General features: G+C 50.3%; 15 protein-coding genes. 12 read left to right on the forward strand and 3 right to left on the reverse strand.

Features of this window, described 5'->3' with window-relative positions:
* Positions 1-105: 105 nt before the first annotated feature.
* Entirely contained in the window at positions 106-645 is a 540-nt protein-coding gene (locus DWY89_RS12580; protein WP_118523802.1) for a signal peptidase II, read from the forward strand.
* Here the strand turns inward: DWY89_RS12580 and DWY89_RS12585 are convergent.
* Positions 575-1,417: a BadF/BadG/BcrA/BcrD ATPase family protein gene (locus tag DWY89_RS12585; RefSeq protein WP_118523803.1), complete on the reverse strand. Its 843-nt coding sequence runs from the start codon at positions 1,415-1,417 to the stop codon at positions 575-577. The genes DWY89_RS12580 and DWY89_RS12585 overlap by 71 nt on opposite strands.
* 605 nt (positions 1,418-2,022) lie before the next feature.
* Here DWY89_RS12585 and DWY89_RS12595 point away from each other — a divergent pair.
* On the forward strand, positions 2,023-3,351 hold the full coding sequence (locus DWY89_RS12595) for a hemolysin family protein (protein WP_107001466.1): 1,329 nt from the start codon (positions 2,023-2,025) through the stop codon (positions 3,349-3,351).
* On the opposite strand, the gene DWY89_RS12600 is transcribed toward DWY89_RS12595, so the two are convergent.
* Positions 3,286-3,645 (reverse strand): TIGR04086 family membrane protein, encoded by a 360-nt coding sequence (locus DWY89_RS12600; RefSeq protein ID WP_107001467.1) that lies wholly within the window; start codon positions 3,643-3,645, stop codon positions 3,286-3,288. The two genes, DWY89_RS12595 and DWY89_RS12600, sit on opposite strands and share 66 nt — an antisense overlap.
* A 336-nt stretch (positions 3,646-3,981) precedes the next feature.
* On the opposite strand from DWY89_RS12600, the gene scfA reads away from it, so the two are divergent.
* The 10 genes from scfA to DWY89_RS12650 all read left to right on the forward strand — a co-directional run bounded on the left by scfA (position 3,982) and on the right by DWY89_RS12650 (position 16,926).
* Positions 3,982-4,128, forward strand: coding sequence for a six-cysteine ranthipeptide SCIFF (scfA, locus tag DWY89_RS12605; protein ID WP_022359867.1), 147 nt, complete (start codon positions 3,982-3,984; stop codon positions 4,126-4,128).
* A 185-nt stretch (positions 4,129-4,313) separates the two neighbouring features.
* Entirely contained in the window at positions 4,314-5,717 is a 1,404-nt protein-coding gene (gene scfB, locus DWY89_RS12610) for a thioether cross-link-forming SCIFF peptide maturase (protein ID WP_118523804.1), read from the forward strand.
* Positions 5,718-5,736: 19 nt separating this feature from the next.
* The gene (gene secD, locus DWY89_RS12615; protein WP_117796027.1) at positions 5,737-7,899 is read left to right on the forward strand and encodes a protein translocase subunit SecD; all 2,163 of its coding nucleotides are present in this window, start codon (positions 5,737-5,739) and stop codon (positions 7,897-7,899) included.
* Positions 7,900-7,916: 17 nt separating this feature from the next.
* Entirely contained in the window at positions 7,917-9,053 is a 1,137-nt protein-coding gene (gene tgt, locus DWY89_RS12620) for a tRNA guanosine(34) transglycosylase Tgt (protein ID WP_118524726.1), read from the forward strand.
* Between the two features lie 17 nt (positions 9,054-9,070).
* Entirely contained in the window at positions 9,071-9,346 is a 276-nt protein-coding gene (gene yajC, locus DWY89_RS12625; RefSeq protein WP_022359870.1) for a preprotein translocase subunit YajC, read from the forward strand.
* Between the two features lie 342 nt (positions 9,347-9,688).
* Positions 9,689-10,774: a 3-isopropylmalate dehydrogenase gene (leuB, locus tag DWY89_RS12630; RefSeq protein ID WP_117796026.1), complete on the forward strand. Its 1,086-nt coding sequence runs from the start codon at positions 9,689-9,691 to the stop codon at positions 10,772-10,774.
* Between the two features lie 107 nt (positions 10,775-10,881).
* Positions 10,882-12,558, forward strand: coding sequence for a dihydroxy-acid dehydratase (gene ilvD, locus DWY89_RS12635; RefSeq protein WP_107001470.1), 1,677 nt, complete (start codon positions 10,882-10,884; stop codon positions 12,556-12,558).
* A 241-nt stretch (positions 12,559-12,799) separates the two neighbouring features.
* Positions 12,800-14,482 carry a biosynthetic-type acetolactate synthase large subunit gene (gene ilvB / locus DWY89_RS12640; RefSeq protein WP_118524737.1) on the forward strand — a complete coding sequence of 561 codons (1,683 nt, stop codon included), beginning with the start codon at positions 12,800-12,802 and terminating at the stop codon, positions 14,480-14,482.
* 54 nt (positions 14,483-14,536) lie between these two features.
* A complete protein-coding gene (serC, locus tag DWY89_RS12645; protein WP_022359874.1) occupies positions 14,537-15,622 on the forward strand; it encodes a 3-phosphoserine/phosphohydroxythreonine transaminase in 1,086 nt (361 codons plus the stop codon).
* Positions 15,623-15,762: 140 nt separating this feature from the next.
* A complete protein-coding gene (locus tag DWY89_RS12650; RefSeq protein ID WP_022359875.1) occupies positions 15,763-16,926 on the forward strand; it encodes a phosphoglycerate dehydrogenase in 1,164 nt (387 codons plus the stop codon).
* A gap of 199 nt (positions 16,927-17,125) precedes the next feature.
* Here the strand turns inward: DWY89_RS12650 and DWY89_RS14685 are convergent, their stop codons facing one another.
* Complete coding sequence (locus tag DWY89_RS14685; RefSeq protein ID WP_333491453.1) at positions 17,126-18,403, reverse strand: M23 family metallopeptidase; 1,278 nt, start codon at positions 18,401-18,403, stop codon at positions 17,126-17,128.
* Between the last annotated feature and the right edge of the window lie 37 nt (positions 18,404-18,440).

Here is an 18,440-nt window from a genome sequence, read left to right on the forward strand (position 1 = left end):
GATAAGATATGCGGTAAAATACGAAAGCTTCCCTATACTCTGTCGGAAAAACTTGTTATAATAAATATAAGTTAGATAATGACATTTATATGAGGAGGTGCCCTTATGAAAAAATACCTGTATATGATAGCTGCCCTGTTCGGCATCGATTATTTCTGCAAGGAAAACATAGAAGCCCAGAAACCGGAAGATTTTCCGCGCGACATGGAAAAAAGCCATGGAAAGATCCGCCTGTACCGCAATCACAACGACGGTTTCTGTTTTGGAGTAAAAAAAGAAAAGAAAGAACTGGTCCGCATGGTGCCGGTTGTCTTTACCTCGGCGGCAGCGGGCATTCTGACATGGTTATTGTGCCGGGACGAAGGCAGAAAAGCCGATCGGATCGGTTTTGCCCTCATCACGGCGGGTGGTTTAAGTAACCTGTATGACCGCCTCAAACGCGGTTATGTGGTAGATTATTTCAGCATCCGGTGTAAATACCTGGAAAAGGTCGTCTTTAATCTGGGAGACTTTTTTATCTTCGCGGGAAGCGCCCTGATCGCAGCCTTCGATCTGCTGGGAGCCGTCCGTGATCTTAGTTCTCCGGCAGAGGATCACATAAAAGCGCTCCGACTGCCGTGGCGAAAGACGGATGAGGCGGAATGATATAGTCGATTCCAAAGACATCGTGCATCTGATTGAAAATGTCAAAGGTCTTTGCAGCAGGTGCAAGGCTGGCGAGAGAACCGGTCAGGACGACATTCCGGGTGGTGTCCTGGCTGAGCGCCAGGGACGCCATCACACCCACATTTTCATAAATCATATTGAAAAGAGCGGCAGCCAGGTCAGCATCCGAGGCGCCGCTTTTGATTCGCCCAAAATTGGCAGCGGTTAAGTCGGCGGCAAGTCCCGGGACATCTTCCTCCTGCACGTCGGCGATGCGGAGATCTGCCATGGCCTTATTGCCGCGCAGCGCCATCTTTGAGAGGGAAAAAATGTCGGTGACGCCGAGAAAACGCTCCGCCATGCCGACAAGTGTTCCACCGCCGACACCGCTTCCGCCCAGATGACGGAAGCCGTTTGTCTTGGAAGCGCGGATAAAGGCAGAGCCGGTTCCAAGGCTGACCACCAGCGCTTCATCAAGCCCGGACAGGTATAAGCCGCCGCGCCCGATGGCATCCAGCTCCAGAGCATGGATGGTCGGGATGCCGAAGATATTTTCATGGAAATACGTCGAACCGAGCCCGGTCAGGACGATTTTTTCAACATCGCCAAACGAAGCGCCCTGCTGATTCAGGAAACGCCCGAGAACACCGTAAGCCGAGGTGCGCGGGTCATCCGCGTGAACCTGAAGCGTACCAAGCAGAGTGCCATGCTCATCCAGCGCCGCCGCCTTGGTGCTGGAACTGCCAATGTCGATTCCGAGGGATAATTTCATTTGCTTATCTCCTTTATGATATAAAAATAGGATATGGCTGCCAGGACAGTCGTTCCGTATCTTTTATGACTGTAAGAATTGGATTGTTTTTATAAACATTATAGGGTAAAGTAAAATAAAGTGCAATGGAAGAATGTGGTCCGAATGTTCTTAAAATGATATTTCAAATGGATAACATAAAGATTTATATGTCACGCCCAAGCTTTGTTGAGATTCCGGCAGAGACTGAAATATGCTTTAATGATAAGGAAATAGTGACCGAAAATACGGGATATCAGGCATGGTGGAGCAGAGAGTATGAGGTCCATGTTTAATAAGGAGTTCTTTAAGTGTTCCCAGTTTACGCACATTAACAGATGTACTTTTTCCCTCGTTATTAATATAGCTTTTTGCAATATAAAAAGACTCCGAATTTTTTTGACACAAAAAAAAGCAGGTTCTATGCGGCCTGCAAGGTATTTTTCTATTATTCAACGGTCAAACTCCCGGAGACGGCAGAAGTATGGAAATGCAAGCCTGTCTTTATTGACAGAACCTATGAAATACGGTAGAATCAACCTTAAAAAAGAGTAATCCCCTACATGGGGAGATAGGAGTTGAGTTTTTTGAGTTCTGGTGATGGGATACAGCTATTGATTTTGATACTTCTGCTTTTGATGTCGGCTTTCTTTTCTTCTACGGAGACGGCGCTGACGACGGTCAACAAGATCCGGGTGCGGACGCTGGCGGAGAATGGCGATAAGCAGGCAGAGTATGTATTGAAGATCATAGAGGATCCGAGCAAAATGCTGAGTGCGATTCTGATCGGCAACAATGTGGTAAACCTGTATGCGTCTTCTCTTGCGACGGTTCTTGCCACCCACATCTGGGGCAACAAGATCGTAGGGATTGCGACGGGCATTCTGACGCTTTTAATCCTGATTTTCGGCGAGATCACGCCGAAGACGGTTGCGACGATACAGGCTGAGCGGATTGCATTTCGGTTCGCTAAAATCATTTATTATATCATGACGGTGCTGACACCGGTCATTTTTGTGGTCAACCAGCTATCATTTTTAGTGTTGAAGCTGCTTCGCGTGGATGTGAAGGCAAAGGGCGAGTCCATCACGGAGGATGAGCTGCGAACGATCGTGGAGGTCAGCCACGAAGAGGGCGTCATCGAGTCCGAAGAGAAGAAGATGATCAACAATGTGTTTGATTTCGGGGACGCCGTGGCGCGTGATGTCATGCTTCCGAAGGTCAACATGACGTTTGTGGACGTGGATGCGACGTATGACGAGCTGATGGAGGTATTCCGCAGTGAGAAATACACGCGTTACCCGGTCTATGAGGAGACGACGGACAATGTCATCGGTGTTCTGAACATCAAGGATATTTTCTTAAAAGGCGGGGAAGAGGGCTTTTCTGTCCGGAAATATCTGCGGAAACCTCTCTATACATATGAGTTTAAGAAGGTTGCTGAGCTGATGCGCGAGATGCGGAAAGCAGCGATCAGCATCGTGATCGTGCTCGACGAGTACGGTTCGACGGTCGGTCTTATCACGCTGGAAGATATGCTGGAGGAGATTGTCGGAGATATCCGGGACGAGTACGATGGAGACGAGGAAAAATCCATTCAGCGCATCGCCCCGCGGGAATACATGGTAGATGGTTCGGTCAAACTCGACGATCTGGATGAACGCCTGAATTTGGAGCTCCAGTCAGACGAATATGATTCCATTGGCGGACTGGTGATCGGACTTTTGAACCATCTTCCACAGGAAAAAGAAGAGGTTGTGGTGGAAAACGTCCGCCTCGTCGTTGAATGTGTGGATAAGAACCGGATCGATAAGATTCATTTGTACCTGTTAAGCCCGTCGGAGGCGGCGTTAGCTAAACATACCGCCGATGGTGCCGCTTCCGGCGCAGAGGGCGAAGGAAAGCAGCAGGGATGAGGCAGTCTCCTTGAGGGACTGTCGGATCGCAAAAGACAGGGCTAGAAAAATAAGAAAATAAAGGGCGCCGGCGCAGAATCCCCAGAGGAACCGGCGCCTTTTTGCTTTCTTTCCGGCGACGAGTCCTGCCAGAAAGCAGGCGAGAATGTAGATGCCGCGCACTCCTAGCGTGATTTCCTTTTCACCCCACTGAAAACGGTACATCCCAAACGCGAGCAGAAGCAGAAAGACAGCGGTTGCCGCGTAGGAGAAGAGGGAAGAACGGAGCAGAATCTGGATAGCTGATTTTTCCATGATAAAATACCTGTGTGCATTCTTTTTCTATTCGTATGAACAAAGAAGGACAAATATGCCTGCAGAATGAAACATTGTTACAAACAAGCGTTACTGTTCACGCATACGTGCCCAGTAACGGAATTTGCCGTGGCTTCGCATCTCAATACGGCAAATTCCTGCTGCCACCGCGTTTTCTTACGGCACTTTCGGTTCCAAAAGTGCCTACCCGTGAACAGTTCCAAAAAAGCCGGAATCTGTGAGAAACACGGTAAATTGAAATGCTTGCACAAGTGGGCAACATATGATATAATCTGTAGGACTTTATATACTAAAAAAATGAAGGAGGACATAGAGATGAAACACGTAAAGACACTGAGCGCAAGCACACTGAAGAACAGCATGAAGAAAGGCGGCTGCGGCGAGTGCCAGACATCCTGCCAGTCTGCATGTAAGACATCCTGTACTGTAGGTAACCAGAGCTGCGAGAACCAGAACCGCTAATTGGCAGTACAAAACAAATGAGGCGTTTTCTGATAAATCAGAGCTTTTCATGAGTGGGAGAGCTGGAGTCTGAGAAAACGCAGAGTTGACACAGGGAGGCAGACAAGACGGAGCGCGGTCCGAGGAGAGGACTGCATATGTTCCGGGTTGTCTGCCTGCCTATGTCTTATAGAAGGAGAAAGACAGTGATTCATCAGTATATAAATAATGGATATTATATCGTACTGGATGTCAACAGTGGCTCCGTCCATTCGGTCGATCCGCTTCTGTACGATGTGATTTCCTTTTTATCGGAGCGGATTCCGGACAGCGAGAAGCCGTTTCAGATTGCCCAGTCCCTGAAAGACGAGACGGCGGCAGCATTAAAAGAGAAATACAGCCAGGAAGAGATCAGAGAGGCGTTTGAGGACATTCAGGAGCTCATCGATCAGGAAGAACTCTTTACCGCTGACATTTACAAAAACTTCGTTATGGATTTCAAGAAGCGCCAGACGGTTGTCAAGGCACTCTGCCTGCATATCGCGCATGACTGCAACCTTGCCTGTCAGTACTGCTTTGCAGAAGAGGGAGAGTATCATGGACGCAGAGCGCTGATGACCTTTGAGGTCGGCAAGAAAGCGCTGGATTTCCTGATTGCCAATTCTGGAAACCGCCGGAACCTGGAAGTCGATTTCTTCGGCGGCGAGCCGCTGATGAACTGGCAGGTGGTTAAACAGTTAGTCGAGTACGGACGTTCCCAGGAAGAGGCGCACAACAAGAAATTCCGTTTCACACTGACCACCAACGGTGTTCTGTTAAACGATGAAATTATGGAATTCTGCAACCGCGAGATGGCAAACGTCGTGCTCAGTCTGGATGGACGAAAAGAGGTCAACGACAAGATGCGCCCATTCCGCAACGGAACCGGAAGCTACGACCTGATCGTGCCGAAGTTCCAGAAATTTGCAGAAAAGCGCGGAGACCGCGATTATTTCGTGCGTGGTACCTTCACACACAACAACCTGGATTTTGGCAAAGATGTTCTGCATTTTGCCGATCTTGGATTCAAGAAAATGTCGGTTGAGCCGGTCGTAGCACCGGATGAAGAGCCCTACGCGATCAAAGAGGCGGATCTTCCGCAGATTCTCGAGGAATATGACCGTCTGGCAGCAGAGTATGTCAAGAGACACAAAGAGGGACGCGGCTTCACGTTCTTCCACTTTATGCTCGATCTGACACAGGGACCGTGCGTGGCAAAACGTCTGTCCGGATGCGGTTCAGGAACTGAGTATCTGGCAGTTACCCCGTGGGGTGACCTCTATCCGTGCCATCAGTTTGTAGGAAACGAAGATTTCCTGCTCGGCAACGTGGATACGGGCGTGACCAACACGGCAGTCCGCGACGAGTTCAAGCTTTGCAATGTCTATGCGAAAGATAAATGTCGGGATTGCTTTGCCAGATTTTACTGCAGCGGCGGCTGTGCGGCCAATTCCTACAACTTCCACGGTTCCATCACGGATGCGTATGATATCGGGTGTGAGATGCAGAAAAAACGTATCGAATGCGCGATCATGATAAAAGCTGCTCTTGCAGACGGCTCTGACGAGTAGAGAACAAGGAGAGAGAGGAATGAAGAACAAAAAAGGAAAAAGCTTCCTGGGGATGCTGCTCCTTCTGATTGCCATCGGCGTATTCGGCTATTTCGGCTATTCGACGATGAATCAGATCAAGCTGGGTCTTGACCTGGCTGGCGGTGTCAGCATTACCTATCAGGCGAAAGAAGAAAATCCGTCTTCCGAGGATATGGCGGATACGATCTACAAGCTCCAGCAGCGTGTACAGAATTACAGTACCGAGGCGGAGGTTTATCAGGAGGGTAATAACCGTATCAACGTAGATATTCCGGGTGTATCGGATGCCAACGCGATTCTGGAAGAGTTAGGAAAACCGGGTTCCCTGATTTTCGTGGACTCTGAAGGAAATCAGATCCTTGATGGTAAACAGGTTGCCAGCGCGAAAGCCGGCATGACCGAGGATAAGGCGACCGGTTCCAAGGCGTATGTCGTTTCTCTGACCTTTACCGAGGAAGGTAAACAGGCATTTGCTGAGGCGACCACGAATGGCGTCGGAAAACCAATTTATATCATTTATGATAACCAGATTATTTCTGCTCCGACCGTCCGTGAGGCGATCACAGGCGGACAGTGCCAGATCGACGGCATGGCGGATTATGAAGAGGCAAATAATCTTGCGTCCACGATCCGTATCGGTTCCCTGTCCCTGGAGCTGGAAGAGCTGCGTTCCAACGTAGTTGGCGCGAAGCTGGGCCAGGAGGCGATCTCCACCAGCTTAAAGGCAGGTCTGATCGGATTTGCCATTGTCATTGTATTTATGATTGCCGTATATCTTCTTCCGGGTCTGGCTGCATCTCTGGCTCTGTGCCTGTATGTCGGTCTGATCCTGATCCTGTTAGTTGCATTTGAGGTGACCCTGACGCTTCCGGGCGTGGCTGGTATCATCCTGTCGATTGGTATGGCGGTGGATGCGAACGTTATCATTTTCACCCGTATCAAAGAGGAGATCGGTCTGGGAACATCCGTCAAGAATGCGATCAAGGCAGGTTTCGCCAAGGCACTTTCCGCGATCATCGACGGAAACGTGACCACCCTGATTGCGGCAGCGGTTCTGTTCTGGAGAGGTTCCGGTACCGTCAAGGGCTTTGCGGCGACGCTGGCAATCGGTATCGTGCTTTCTATGTTCACGGCGCTGTTTGTAACCAAATTTGCCCTGAACTGCTTCTATGAGATGGGCTTTGAGGATGCGAAATTCTACGGATGCCGCAAGGATATGAAGACGCGTCCGTTCCTGAAATTCCGCAAGCTTTACTTTGCTCTGTCGCTCGTGATCATTCTGGCAGGCGTCGGCAGCATGGTTCACAATCAGTCTTCGATGGGTGTGCCGCTCAACTACAGCATGGAGTTCAGAGGCGGTACTTCTACAAACGTTACCTTTAACGAGGATATGTCTCTGGAAGATATTTCCTCCCAGGTGGTTCCGGTGGTAGAAAAGATTACCGGCGAAGCTGGCACACAGACCCAGAAGGTAGCCGGAAGCAACGAGGTTATCATCAAGACACGTACCCTGAACATGGACGAGCGCGAAGAGTTAAACCAGGCGCTGGCGGATCAGTTTGGTGTGGATAAAGAGAAGATCACAGCCGATAGTATCTCCGGTGCAGTCAGCCAGGAGATGAAGCGCGATGCGATTGTGGCGGTTACGATTGCGACGATCTGCATGTTGATCTACATCTGGTTCCGTTTCAGCAATATCACGTTCGCGGCAGGCGCGGTTCTTGCCCTGATGCACGATGTGCTGGTTGTCCTGACCTGCTATGCGATGCTGCGCTGGTCGGTTGGTTCGACGTTCATCGCCTGCATGCTGACGATTGTCGGTTACTCAATCAACGCGACGATCGTTATCTTCGACCGTATCCGTGAGAATATGAAGCTTCTGGGCAATAAAGAGTCCGCTGAGACGATCGTCAACACCAGTATCAGCCAGACCCTGACGCGAAGCATCAACACGACGCTGACGACCTTCGTCATGGTCCTGATTCTTTACATTCTGGGTGTATCTTCCATCCGTGAGTTTGCTCTTCCGCTGATGGTAGGTCTGATCTGCGGTACGTATTCGTCCGTATGCCTGTCCGGCTCTGTCTGGTATGTGCTGAATAAAAAGCGCATGGAGAAGAATGCCAAACCGGCTGGCAAGAAGGCAAAGGCAGAGAAGTAAAAAGTATAGGAAAAAAGATGGAATACAAGATTTTATACAAAGATGGCCGCGCAAAACGCGCGGAAATGAAAACGGTCCACGGAACCATCCAGACGCCTGTTTTCATGAATGTCGGCACGGTGGCGGCGATCAAGGGCGCGGTTTCGACCGATGATCTCCGCACGATCGGCACGCAGGTGGAACTTTCCAACACCTACCACCTCCATGTCCGTACCGGCGACAAGCTGATCCGACAGTTTGGCGGTCTGCACAAATTTATGAACTGGGATCGCCCGATCCTCACGGATTCCGGCGGATTTCAGGTGTTTTCCCTGGCGGGACTGCGGAAGATTAAAGAAGAGGGTGTTTATTTTAATTCCCACATCGATGGTCACAAGATTTTCATGGGACCGGAGGAAAGTATGCAGATTCAGTCCAACTTAGGTTCGACGATCGCGATGGCATTTGATGAGTGCCCGCCGAGTCTTGCCGATCGGGACTATGTACAGAAATCAGTGGAGCGCACGACGCGCTGGCTGGCGCGCTGCAAGGATGAGATGGCACGCCTCAATGCACTGCCGGATACGGTCAACCGGGAACAGCTCCTGTTTGGTATCAATCAGGGCGCGGTTTATGAGGATATCCGTATCGAACACGCGAAGGAAATCAGCAAAATGAACCTCGACGGCTATGCGGTCGGCGGTCTGGCAGTTGGCGAGAGCCATGAGGAAATGTACCGGATTCTGGATGCAGTCGTTCCGCACTTGCCGGAGGACAAGCCAACTTATCTTATGGGCGTCGGCACACCGGCAAACATCCTGGAAGCGGTAGACCGGGGCGTTGATTTCTTTGACTGTGTGTACCCGTCCCGGAATGGACGCCACAGCCATGTATACACGAACCATGGCAAATTAAATCTCCTGAACAGCAAATATGAGCTGGATCCGCGCCCAATCGAGGAAGGCTGCGGCTGCCCGGCATGCCGTTCTTACTCCCGCGCATATATCCGCCACCTGTTTAAGGCGAAGGAAATGCTGGGGATGAGATTATGCGTCTTGCATAATTTGTATTTTTATAATAAAATGATGGAAGAGATTCGCGACGCGATCGAACATCACTGTTATGCTGAGTATAAAGCAAAGAAACTTGCAGGCATGATGGGTGAATCGAACTAAAGGAGGAAATATACCACATGAGCAGCACAAGCGGAATGATCGTTTACCTTGTATTTATTATTGCCATCTTCTATTTTATGGCAATCCGTCCACAGTCCAAGGAAAAGAAAAAACAGGCAGAACTGATGGCAACCGTAGCAGTAGGCGACAGCGTTCTGACATCCAGCGGCTTCTACGGCGTGATTATCGATATGACCGATGATACTGTAATCGTAGAGTTTGGAAGCAACAAGAACTGCCGCATCCCGATGCGTAAGGATGCAATCGTTCAGGTTGAGAAACCGGAAGTCTAAGAAGAACGGTAAGAAAGTGAGAGGATCGCAGCTCCCGATGGGGGCGGCGGTCCTTTTTTTGTGTAACAGGAAATTCCTTGGAATTCCCTATGACACAAAAAGGCACTAACGTGCCAATGATGCGCACTCGCGCGAAGCAGAAACATGTCGCAAGCGACCGCGCTCGGCGCGAGAATGTGCCAAGGCACATTCTTTTTTATTTTACAGATAACCCCAGGTTATAGAATAAATTCCAAATTACTATATGGGGAATACCCGTTTTCCTTTGTCAGAAGATTGCAAAATAGGACGGAATCCGATATGATAAAAAGTAACCGTTTGAAACAAGGGAGGTATTTTATTATGAATTGCAATATTACTGTGATTCCGGGTGACGGAATCGGACCGGAGATTGTGAGAGAGGCATGCGGCGTGCTGGACAAGGTAGGCGCTGTCTACGGTCATACATTTAATTATACAAAAATCCTGATGGGCGGCTGTTCCATCGACGAGTACGGCGTACCGCTGACCGATGAGGCACTGGAGACCGCGAAAAAGAGTGATTCCGTCCTGCTCGGTGCAGTCGGCGGCAACGTGGGAAATTCCCGCTGGTACGATGTGGCTCCGAACCTGCGTCCGGAGGCCGGTCTTCTTGCCATCCGTAAAGGTCTGGGACTGTTCGCGAATATCCGCCCGGCATACCTCTACAAAGAGCTGGCAGATGCCTGCCCGCTAAAGAAAGAGATCATCGGCGACGGCTTCGATATGGTTATCATGCGTGAGCTGACCGGCGGTCTGTACTTCGGCGACCGTTACACGAAGGAGATTGATGGCGTGACGACCGCGGTAGATACCCTGACCTACAATGAAAATGAGATCCGCCGGATCGCAATCAAGGCATTCGATATCGCGATGAAGCGCCGCAAGAGCGTTATTAGCGTCGATAAGGCAAACGTACTGGATTCCTCCCGCCTGTGGAGAAAGGTAGTCGAGGAAGTTGCTAAAGATTATCCGGAAGTTACCCTGACCCATATGCTGGTTGATAACTGCGCGATGCAGCTTGTCATGAATCCGGGACAGTTCGACGTGATCCTGACTGAGAACATGTTTGGCGATATCCTTTCTGACGAGGCAAGCATGATTACCGGCTCCATCGGTATGCTGTCTTCGGCCAGCTTAAACGAGGGCAAATTTGGTCTCTACGAGCCGAGCCACGGTTCCGCACCGGACATCGCGGGCAAGGACATCGCAAACCCGATCGCAACTATTCTTTCCGCAGCGATGATGCTCCGCTATTCCTTCGATCTGGATAAGGAAGCAAAAGCCATCGAGGATGCCGTACAGCAGGTACTGACCGAGGGCTACCGTACCGTGGATATCATGGCGGATGGCTGCAAGCAGGTTGGAACCGTTGAGATGGGCAGGCTGATCTGTGAGAGAATTAAATAGAAAGATTGCAAAAATTTCATAAATGCGATAAAATTAAAGATAAACGTAAAAACCGCCCCTGTCACCAGGGGCGGAGGTCGTCGAAAGAGATAGAAGGAGACGAAAAGATGAAAAGTGATGCAGTAAGAAAAGGGATGCAGCAGGCACCTCACCGTTCTTTGTTTAATGCACTCGGTATGACGGAAGAGGAGATGAACAAACCTCTCGTCGGTATCGTAAGTTCTTATAATGAGATTGTTCCGGGACACATGAACCTGGATAAGATTGTAAATGCCGTGAAGCTGGGTGTAGCCATGGCTGGCGGCACACCGGTTGTATTTCCGGCGATCGCAGTCTGTGATGGTATCGCTATGGGACATGTCGGCATGAAATATTCTCTGGTTACCCGTGATCTGATCGCAGATTCCACCGAATGTATGGCGCTGGCACATCAGTTCGATGCGCTGGTTATGGTTCCAAACTGTGATAAAAACGTACCGGGACTTCTGATGGCAGCAGCCCGCGTCAATGTACCGACTGTATTTGTCAGCGGCGGTCCGATGTTAGCCGGTCATGTAAAGGGACAGAAGAGAAGTCTTTCCAGCATGTTCGAGGCAGTTGGTTCCTACGCAGCAGGCACCATGACGGAAGAAGATGTGAAAGAATTCGAATGTAAGGTCTGCCCGACCTGCGGTTCCTGTTCCGGTATGTACACCGCCAACAGCATGAACTGCTTAACAGAGGTACTCGGCATGGGCCTTCAGGGCAACGGTACGATCCCGGCAGTTTACTCCGAGCGAATCAAACTGGCAAAACACGCTGGTATGAAGGTTATGGAGATGTATGAGAAAAACATCCGTCCGAGAGATATTATGACAGAAAAGGCATTTTTAAATGCACTGACCGTGGATATGGCACTCGGATGTTCTACCAACAGTATGCTGCATCTTCCGGCGATTGCACATGAGGCAGGCGTAGACCTGAACATGGAGCTGGTCAATGAGATGAGCAAGCGCACCCCGAACCTGTGCCATCTGGCACCGGCAGGTCCGACCTATATGGAGGATCTGAACGAGGCAGGCGGCGTGTATGCGGTTATGAATGAGCTGTCCAAGAAGAACCTTCTGAATCTGGACTGCATGACCGTAACCGGCAAGACCGTTGGCGAGAATATCAAGGGCTGTGTCAACAAGAATCCGGAGGTTATCCGACCGATCGACAATCCGTACAGCCAGACTGGCGGTATTGCGATCCTGAAAGGAAACCTGGCACCGGATACAGGCGTTGTAAAACGTTCTGCCGTTGCACCGGAGATGCTGGTACATCAGGGACCAGCGCGTGTATTTGACTGTGAGGAAGACGCGATTGCAGCGATCAAGGGCGGCAAGATCGTGGCTGGCGATGTTGTTGTCATCCGTTACGAGGGACCGAAGGGCGGTCCGGGCATGCGTGAGATGCTGAACCCGACTTCTGCCATCGCAGGTATGGGACTTGGTTCCAGCGTAGCTTTGATCACAGACGGACGTTTCTCCGGCGCATCCAGAGGTGCATCCATCGGACACGTTTCTCCGGAGGCGGCAGTCGGCGGACCGATCGCGCTGGTTGAGGAAGGCGATATTATTTCCATCGATATCAACAATAACTCCCTGAACGTACTCGTATCCGACGAGGAGCTGGCAGAGAGAAGAAAGAAATGGCAGCCGAGAGAACCGAAGGTTACGACCGGATACCTGGCACGTTACGCAGCGCTTGTAACAAGCGGAAACCGGGGCGCAATCCTGGAGGTTCCGAAGACACAGAAGTAATCATTGCGGGCTTCAGACAGGTGCTTTTGAGACGGAAAGTACTGCTTGATGCAAAAAGGCAGTGGATGGGACGATTTATCAGGCTGCCCCTACAGAGAGCTTGACAGCGCGACAGACGCTTTCGGAAGCTTTGCGGGGATATGTACTCTCGGAGTTTTTCAGTCCCGCTTTTGCGGTTGATGAAAGCCCGGGAGTATATGCATTTAAAATGGTTTTTAAGGAAGGAAAGCAGGTTAGACAGATGAAGACATTGACAGGAGCAGAGATTGTCATTGAATGCTTGAAAGAGCAGGGGGTAGACACGGTGTTCGGTTATCCGGGTGGCGCGATCCTCAACATTTATGATGCACTTTATAAACACAAGGATGAAATCACCCATATTTTGACCTCTCATGAACAGGGAGCGTCCCACGCGGCAGACGGCTACGCGAGAGCAACCGGCAAGGTCGGTGTGTGTATGGCGACATCTGGTCCGGGAGCTACAAACCTGGTTACGGGTATTGCAACGGCTAACCTGGATTCCATTCCGATGGTAGCTATCACCTGTAATGTAACGACAGGGCTTCTTGGAAAAGACAGCTTCCAGGAGATCGACATTCTGGGTGTTACCATGCCGATCACGAAATATAATTTTATCGTAAAGGATGTCACGAAGCTGGCAGATGTGATCCGTCGTGCGTTCGTGATTGCTAAAAGTGGCCGTCCGGGTCCGGTTCTGGTGGATATCACCAAGGATGTGACGGCAGCGGCCTGCGAGTACGAGCCGAAGGAACCGCAGCCGATCGAGCGCGAGACAGAGCTGATCCGTGAGGAAGACATGGAAAAGGCGATCGAGATGATCAAGGCGGCGAGAAAACCGTTTATTTTCGTCGGCGGCGGTGCAGTGGCGTCAGATGCTGCCAATGAATTAAGCGCATTTGCACATAAAATTCAGGCGCCGGTGGGGGACAGCCTGATGGGTAAAGGTGCATTTGACGGAACCGATGTCCTTTATACCGGTATGATCGGTATGCACGGAACCAAGACATCCAACCTCGGTGTGGCAGAGTGCGATCTGCTGATCGTTGTAGGCGCGCGTTTCAGTGACCGTGTTGTGGGCGATCCGAACCATTTTGCAACCAATGCAAAGATTTTACACATAGATATCGATCCGGCGGAGATCAACAAAAATATCCAGACCGATGCGAGCATTATTGGTGATGTCAAGATTATTCTGCGTAAGTTAAACGCACGTCTGGATCCGATGAACCATGACGAGTGGCTGAGCCACATTGAGCGCCTGAAAGATATGTACCCGCTCCGCTACAACAAGGAAGTTCTGACCGGTCCGTATATCATGGAAGAGATCTACAAGGTAACCGGCGGCGATGCGCTCATCTGTACCGATGTCGGACAGCATCAGATGTGGGCGGCACAGTATTATAAATACAAACGTCCGAGACAGCTTCTGACCTCCGGCGGTCTGGGCACGATGGGTTACGGTCTGGGTGCAGCGATTGGTGCGAAGATGGGCTGCAAGGATAAGACGGTTATCAATATTGCCGGAGACGGCTGTTTCCGTATGAACATGAACGAGATTGCGACGGCAACCCGCTACAACATTCCGGTTATCGAGGTTGTATTTAACAACCATGTTCTGGGTATGGTGCGCCAGTGGCAGACCCTGTTCTATGGAAAACGCTATTCCCAGACGGAGCTTTACGATCAGATGGATTTCGTCAAGGTGGCAGAGGGCATGGGCGCGAAGGCATACCGTATCACGAAGAAAGAGGATGTGGAGCCGGTGCTGCGCGAGGCGATCAGCTTAAATATCCCGGTTATGATCGAGTGCCAGATTGGCAGCGATGACAAGGTATTCCCGATGGTTCCGGCTGGAAAACCGATCGAGGAAGCGTTTGATGAGATTGACTTACGCATCGAATAGTTGTAAAATGGGGGCTATTATCACATTTTTGTGTAAGACAGGAGGAGATTTATTATGAGCAGAGTCTATAACTTTTCGGCAGGTCCGGCAGTGCTTCCGGAGGAGGTACTGAGAGAGGCAGCGGCAGAGATGCTGGATTACCAGGGCAGCGGTATGTCCGTCATGGAGATGAGCCACCGCTCCAAGGATTTCCAGGCCATCATTGATGATGCAGAGAAGGATCTGCGCGAACTGATGCAGATTCCGGACAATTACAAAGTATTATTCGTACAGGGCGGCGGCAATATGCAGTTCGCCATGGTTCCGATGAACCTGTTCAAAAATAAGGTGGGGGATTACATCATCACCGGACAGTGGGCAAAGAAAGCATATCAGGAGGCAAAGATGTTTGGTACTGCCAATGCGATTGCATCCAGCGCTGACAAGACCTTTTCCTACATCCCGGATTGTTCGGACCTTCCGGTGGATGAGAACGCAGATTACGTGTATATCTGCTTAAATAACACTATTTACGGAACCGTATACCACGAGCTTCCGAACACCAAGGGCAAGACACTGGTAGCAGACATCTCCTCCTGTTTCCTGTCAGAGCCGATCGATGTGAGTAAGTTTGGTATTCTCTGGGGTGGTGTCCAGAAGAACGTAGGTCCGGCTGGTATGGCGATCGTCATCATCCGCGAAGATCTGATCACCGAGGATGTTCTTCCGGGAACACCAACCATGCTGCGCTACAAAACATACGCAGACAATGACTCTCTGTACAACACACCACCTACATACACCATCTATATGTGCGGCAAGGTATTTAAATGGCTCAAGAAAATGGGCGGTTTAAGTGCCATGAAGGAGCGCAACGAGAAGAAGGCGAAGATCCTTTACGATTTCCTCGATGAGAGCAAGCTCTTCAAGGGTACCGTTGAGAAAAAAGACCGTTCCCTGATGAACGTACCGTTCGTCACCGGCGATGCAGATCTGGATGCCCTGTTTGTCAAGGAAGCCAAAGAGGCAGGTTTTGTGAACTTAAAAGGTCACCGTACCGTCGGCGGTATGCGTGCCAGCATCTACAATGCAATGCCGATCGAGGGCGTTGAGAAATTAGTTGCTTTCATGCGCGAATTTGAGAAAAAACATACAAATTAATCAATTTTAAAATTTATGCCATTGCTGCGGCGAAAGGGAGGGGGAATCCGTTCCTTTCTGCTGCAGCAGTGGACTTTTTAAAACAAAAACAGCCCGCGTATGGGAAGATTTGAAATTTTGAAAGAAAAGAGAGTTAAAAAATGAGAAAAATCCATTGCCTGAACCCGATTTCCAAGCTGGGAACCGGTTTACTGACCGAAAATTATGAGATGACTGACAATCTGGCGGAGGCAGAGGGCATTCTGGTCCGCAGTGCTGCCATGCATGATCTGGAACTTCCGAAGGGACTGCGTGCTGTTGCACGTGCCGGAGCGGGCGTCAACAACATTCCGCTTGACAAGTGTGCGGAGGCTGGTGTTGTCGTATTCAATACACCGGGCGCCAATGCAAACGGTGTCAAAGAGCTGGTGCTGGCTGGCATGCTGCTGGGAGCCAGAGACGTAGTCGGCGGCATCGACTGGTGCAAGGAGCAGAAGGACAATGAAAATATCTCCAAAGATATGGAGAAGGCGAAAAAGAAATTTGCCGGTCATGAGATCCGCGGCAAAAAGCTTGGTGTTATCGGACTGGGCGCCATCGGCGCAGAGGTTGCAAACGCAGCTGCAGCGCTTGGCATGGAAGTATACGGCTATGACCCGTTTATTTCTGTCAAGGCAGCGTGGATGCTTTCCAGAGACGTAAAGCACATCACATCTGTTGATACGATCTATCAGGAATGCGATTACATCACCGTTCATGTACCGCTGCTTGACAGCACCCGCCAGATGATCAACAAAGACAGCCTGGGACAGATGAAGGACGGCGTGGTTATCTTAAACTTTGCGCGTGACCTTCTGGTAAATGACGACGATATGGCAGAGGCGCTGGCTTCCGGTCGTGTAAAACGCTATATCACCGATTTCCCGAATGCAAAAGTAATGCAGATGCCGAACGTCATTGCAACCCCACATCTGGGCGCATCCACAGAAGAATCCGAGGATAATTGTGCCGTGATGGCAGTCAAAGAGCTGATGGATTACCTGGACAATGGTAATATCAAGAATTCCGTCAACTTCCCGAATTGCGATATGGGCGTGTGCACAACCGTAGGTCGTCTTGCACTTCTTCATAAGAACGTGCCGAACATGATCGGACAGATTTCCTCGATCCTGGCATCGACTGACATGAACATCGCAAACATGACGAACAAGAGCCGTGATAAATACGCTTATACGCTGGTTGATCTGGAGACCAAGGCAGACGCGGCGACGATTGAGAAGCTGAAAGCTATTCAGGGTATGATGCGCGTGCGCGTGATCAAATAATAAGTTTTATTGAAAACAGCCGGAGAAAGTGCGGTTTTGGGTGCACCTTTTCCGGCTGTATTTTTATGGATTGCAGAATGTTTTTATTGAAGAATCTCTGCATGGCTTTTTAACGTGATAATTATATGTATATATTGGTGAGAAACTGTCAGTGGCGGGTTATATTAAGCGACAGGATTGACTTGGTAAGAAAACTTTGTCATGGGGTGGAAAATTGATCGATACTAGGATCTTTCATTTCATAAACACGCGTCCATTCTTTGGTGCCTTCTTTCTTGACGGTCTCGGAGCGGTTTATCGCCAGAAAACGGATCAGTTCATAGCAGTCAATCCAGATTTCGTTGTTTCCTTCTTTCTGGGATTCGTCAAAAATGAGCTGCAATCCGAAATGCAGGTGCGGTTCAGCGATGTTGTTGGTGTTTTCAGTGCTGCTGTAGCCGGTGTGCCCGAGATAACCGATCACGTCCCCGGCGGTGACAAGGCTGCCCTCTTTTAGGTTTGACTGGTAGGGGTAGTCTTTGCGTAAATGTGCATAATAGTAGTATCGTTTCCCGTCAAAGCTGCGGATGCCGATGCGCCAGCCGCCGTACTGGTTCCAGCCGAGCGCCTCGACGCGCCCGGATTCCACAGCAATCACAGGCGTTCCCGTCTGCCCCATCATATCATGCCCGAGATGCCGTCTCCGGTAACCGTAGCTGCGGGAGACACCGAAATCGTCATAGTGGCTGTAGGGAAAGTTTTTCGCTAGTGGGAGAAACGCTTTCAGACCATATTTGGTAACCCAGACTTTTTCCTCACCGGAGGGAGTCAGGGGGACAGCGTCGGGATCGGAGAGAGTGGGGGCTGGGGTTTCGAGAGAAGTTTGTGTGTTGGATGAGGCTGAAGTTTCTGGTGAAGCTTGACTGGCTGAGTCGATTGTGTCTGTACCAGTTGTGGTTGCTGTTGTGGTTGCTGTTGTTGTTGGTGGTGTCGTTGCGTAGGAAGTATTGGCAGCCGGATCCCCTTCCTGTATCTGCGCGTCCGCCAGTGCAAAAGCCGGTGCTTCCGATTTCGGAATCTCAATTTCATACAGTCCGACCATTCCATCCAGAACCGCGCCGTAAGCCTCACGATAATAGGCAAAAGAGGTCATATTTTTCGTCAATTCTTCCACTGTAACGCCATTTTGGAGCTGTTCGGCAGCTTCCGTCATATCGGACGCCTGATAATGCGAAAAATCGCCCCCGTAGCGCGCCCCCAGGTAGGCGAGCAGATCGACCCAGTTCAGGTGGAGATCCTGCTGGCAGGTATCAACATCATAGCGGAACGCCTGTGTCATGGCGTCGGCGGTCACATCGAAATCCACCCAGCGGATAAAATGTTCCGACGCATTCCCGACCGTGACCTGACGGCTGTTCGGACGCTGGAAGGACCAGCTGACAAAGAGCGCCGCAATGGCGCAGATTTCCAGTGCAATGATAACAGAACTTCGTTTCAAGACAGATCCCTCCTGTGCGATAGTATTTAAATGCGAA

Source organism: Clostridium sp. AF27-5AA (assembly GCF_003478415.1).
GTDB classification, from domain to species: Bacteria; Bacillota; Clostridia; order Lachnospirales; family Lachnospiraceae; genus Otoolea; species Otoolea fessa.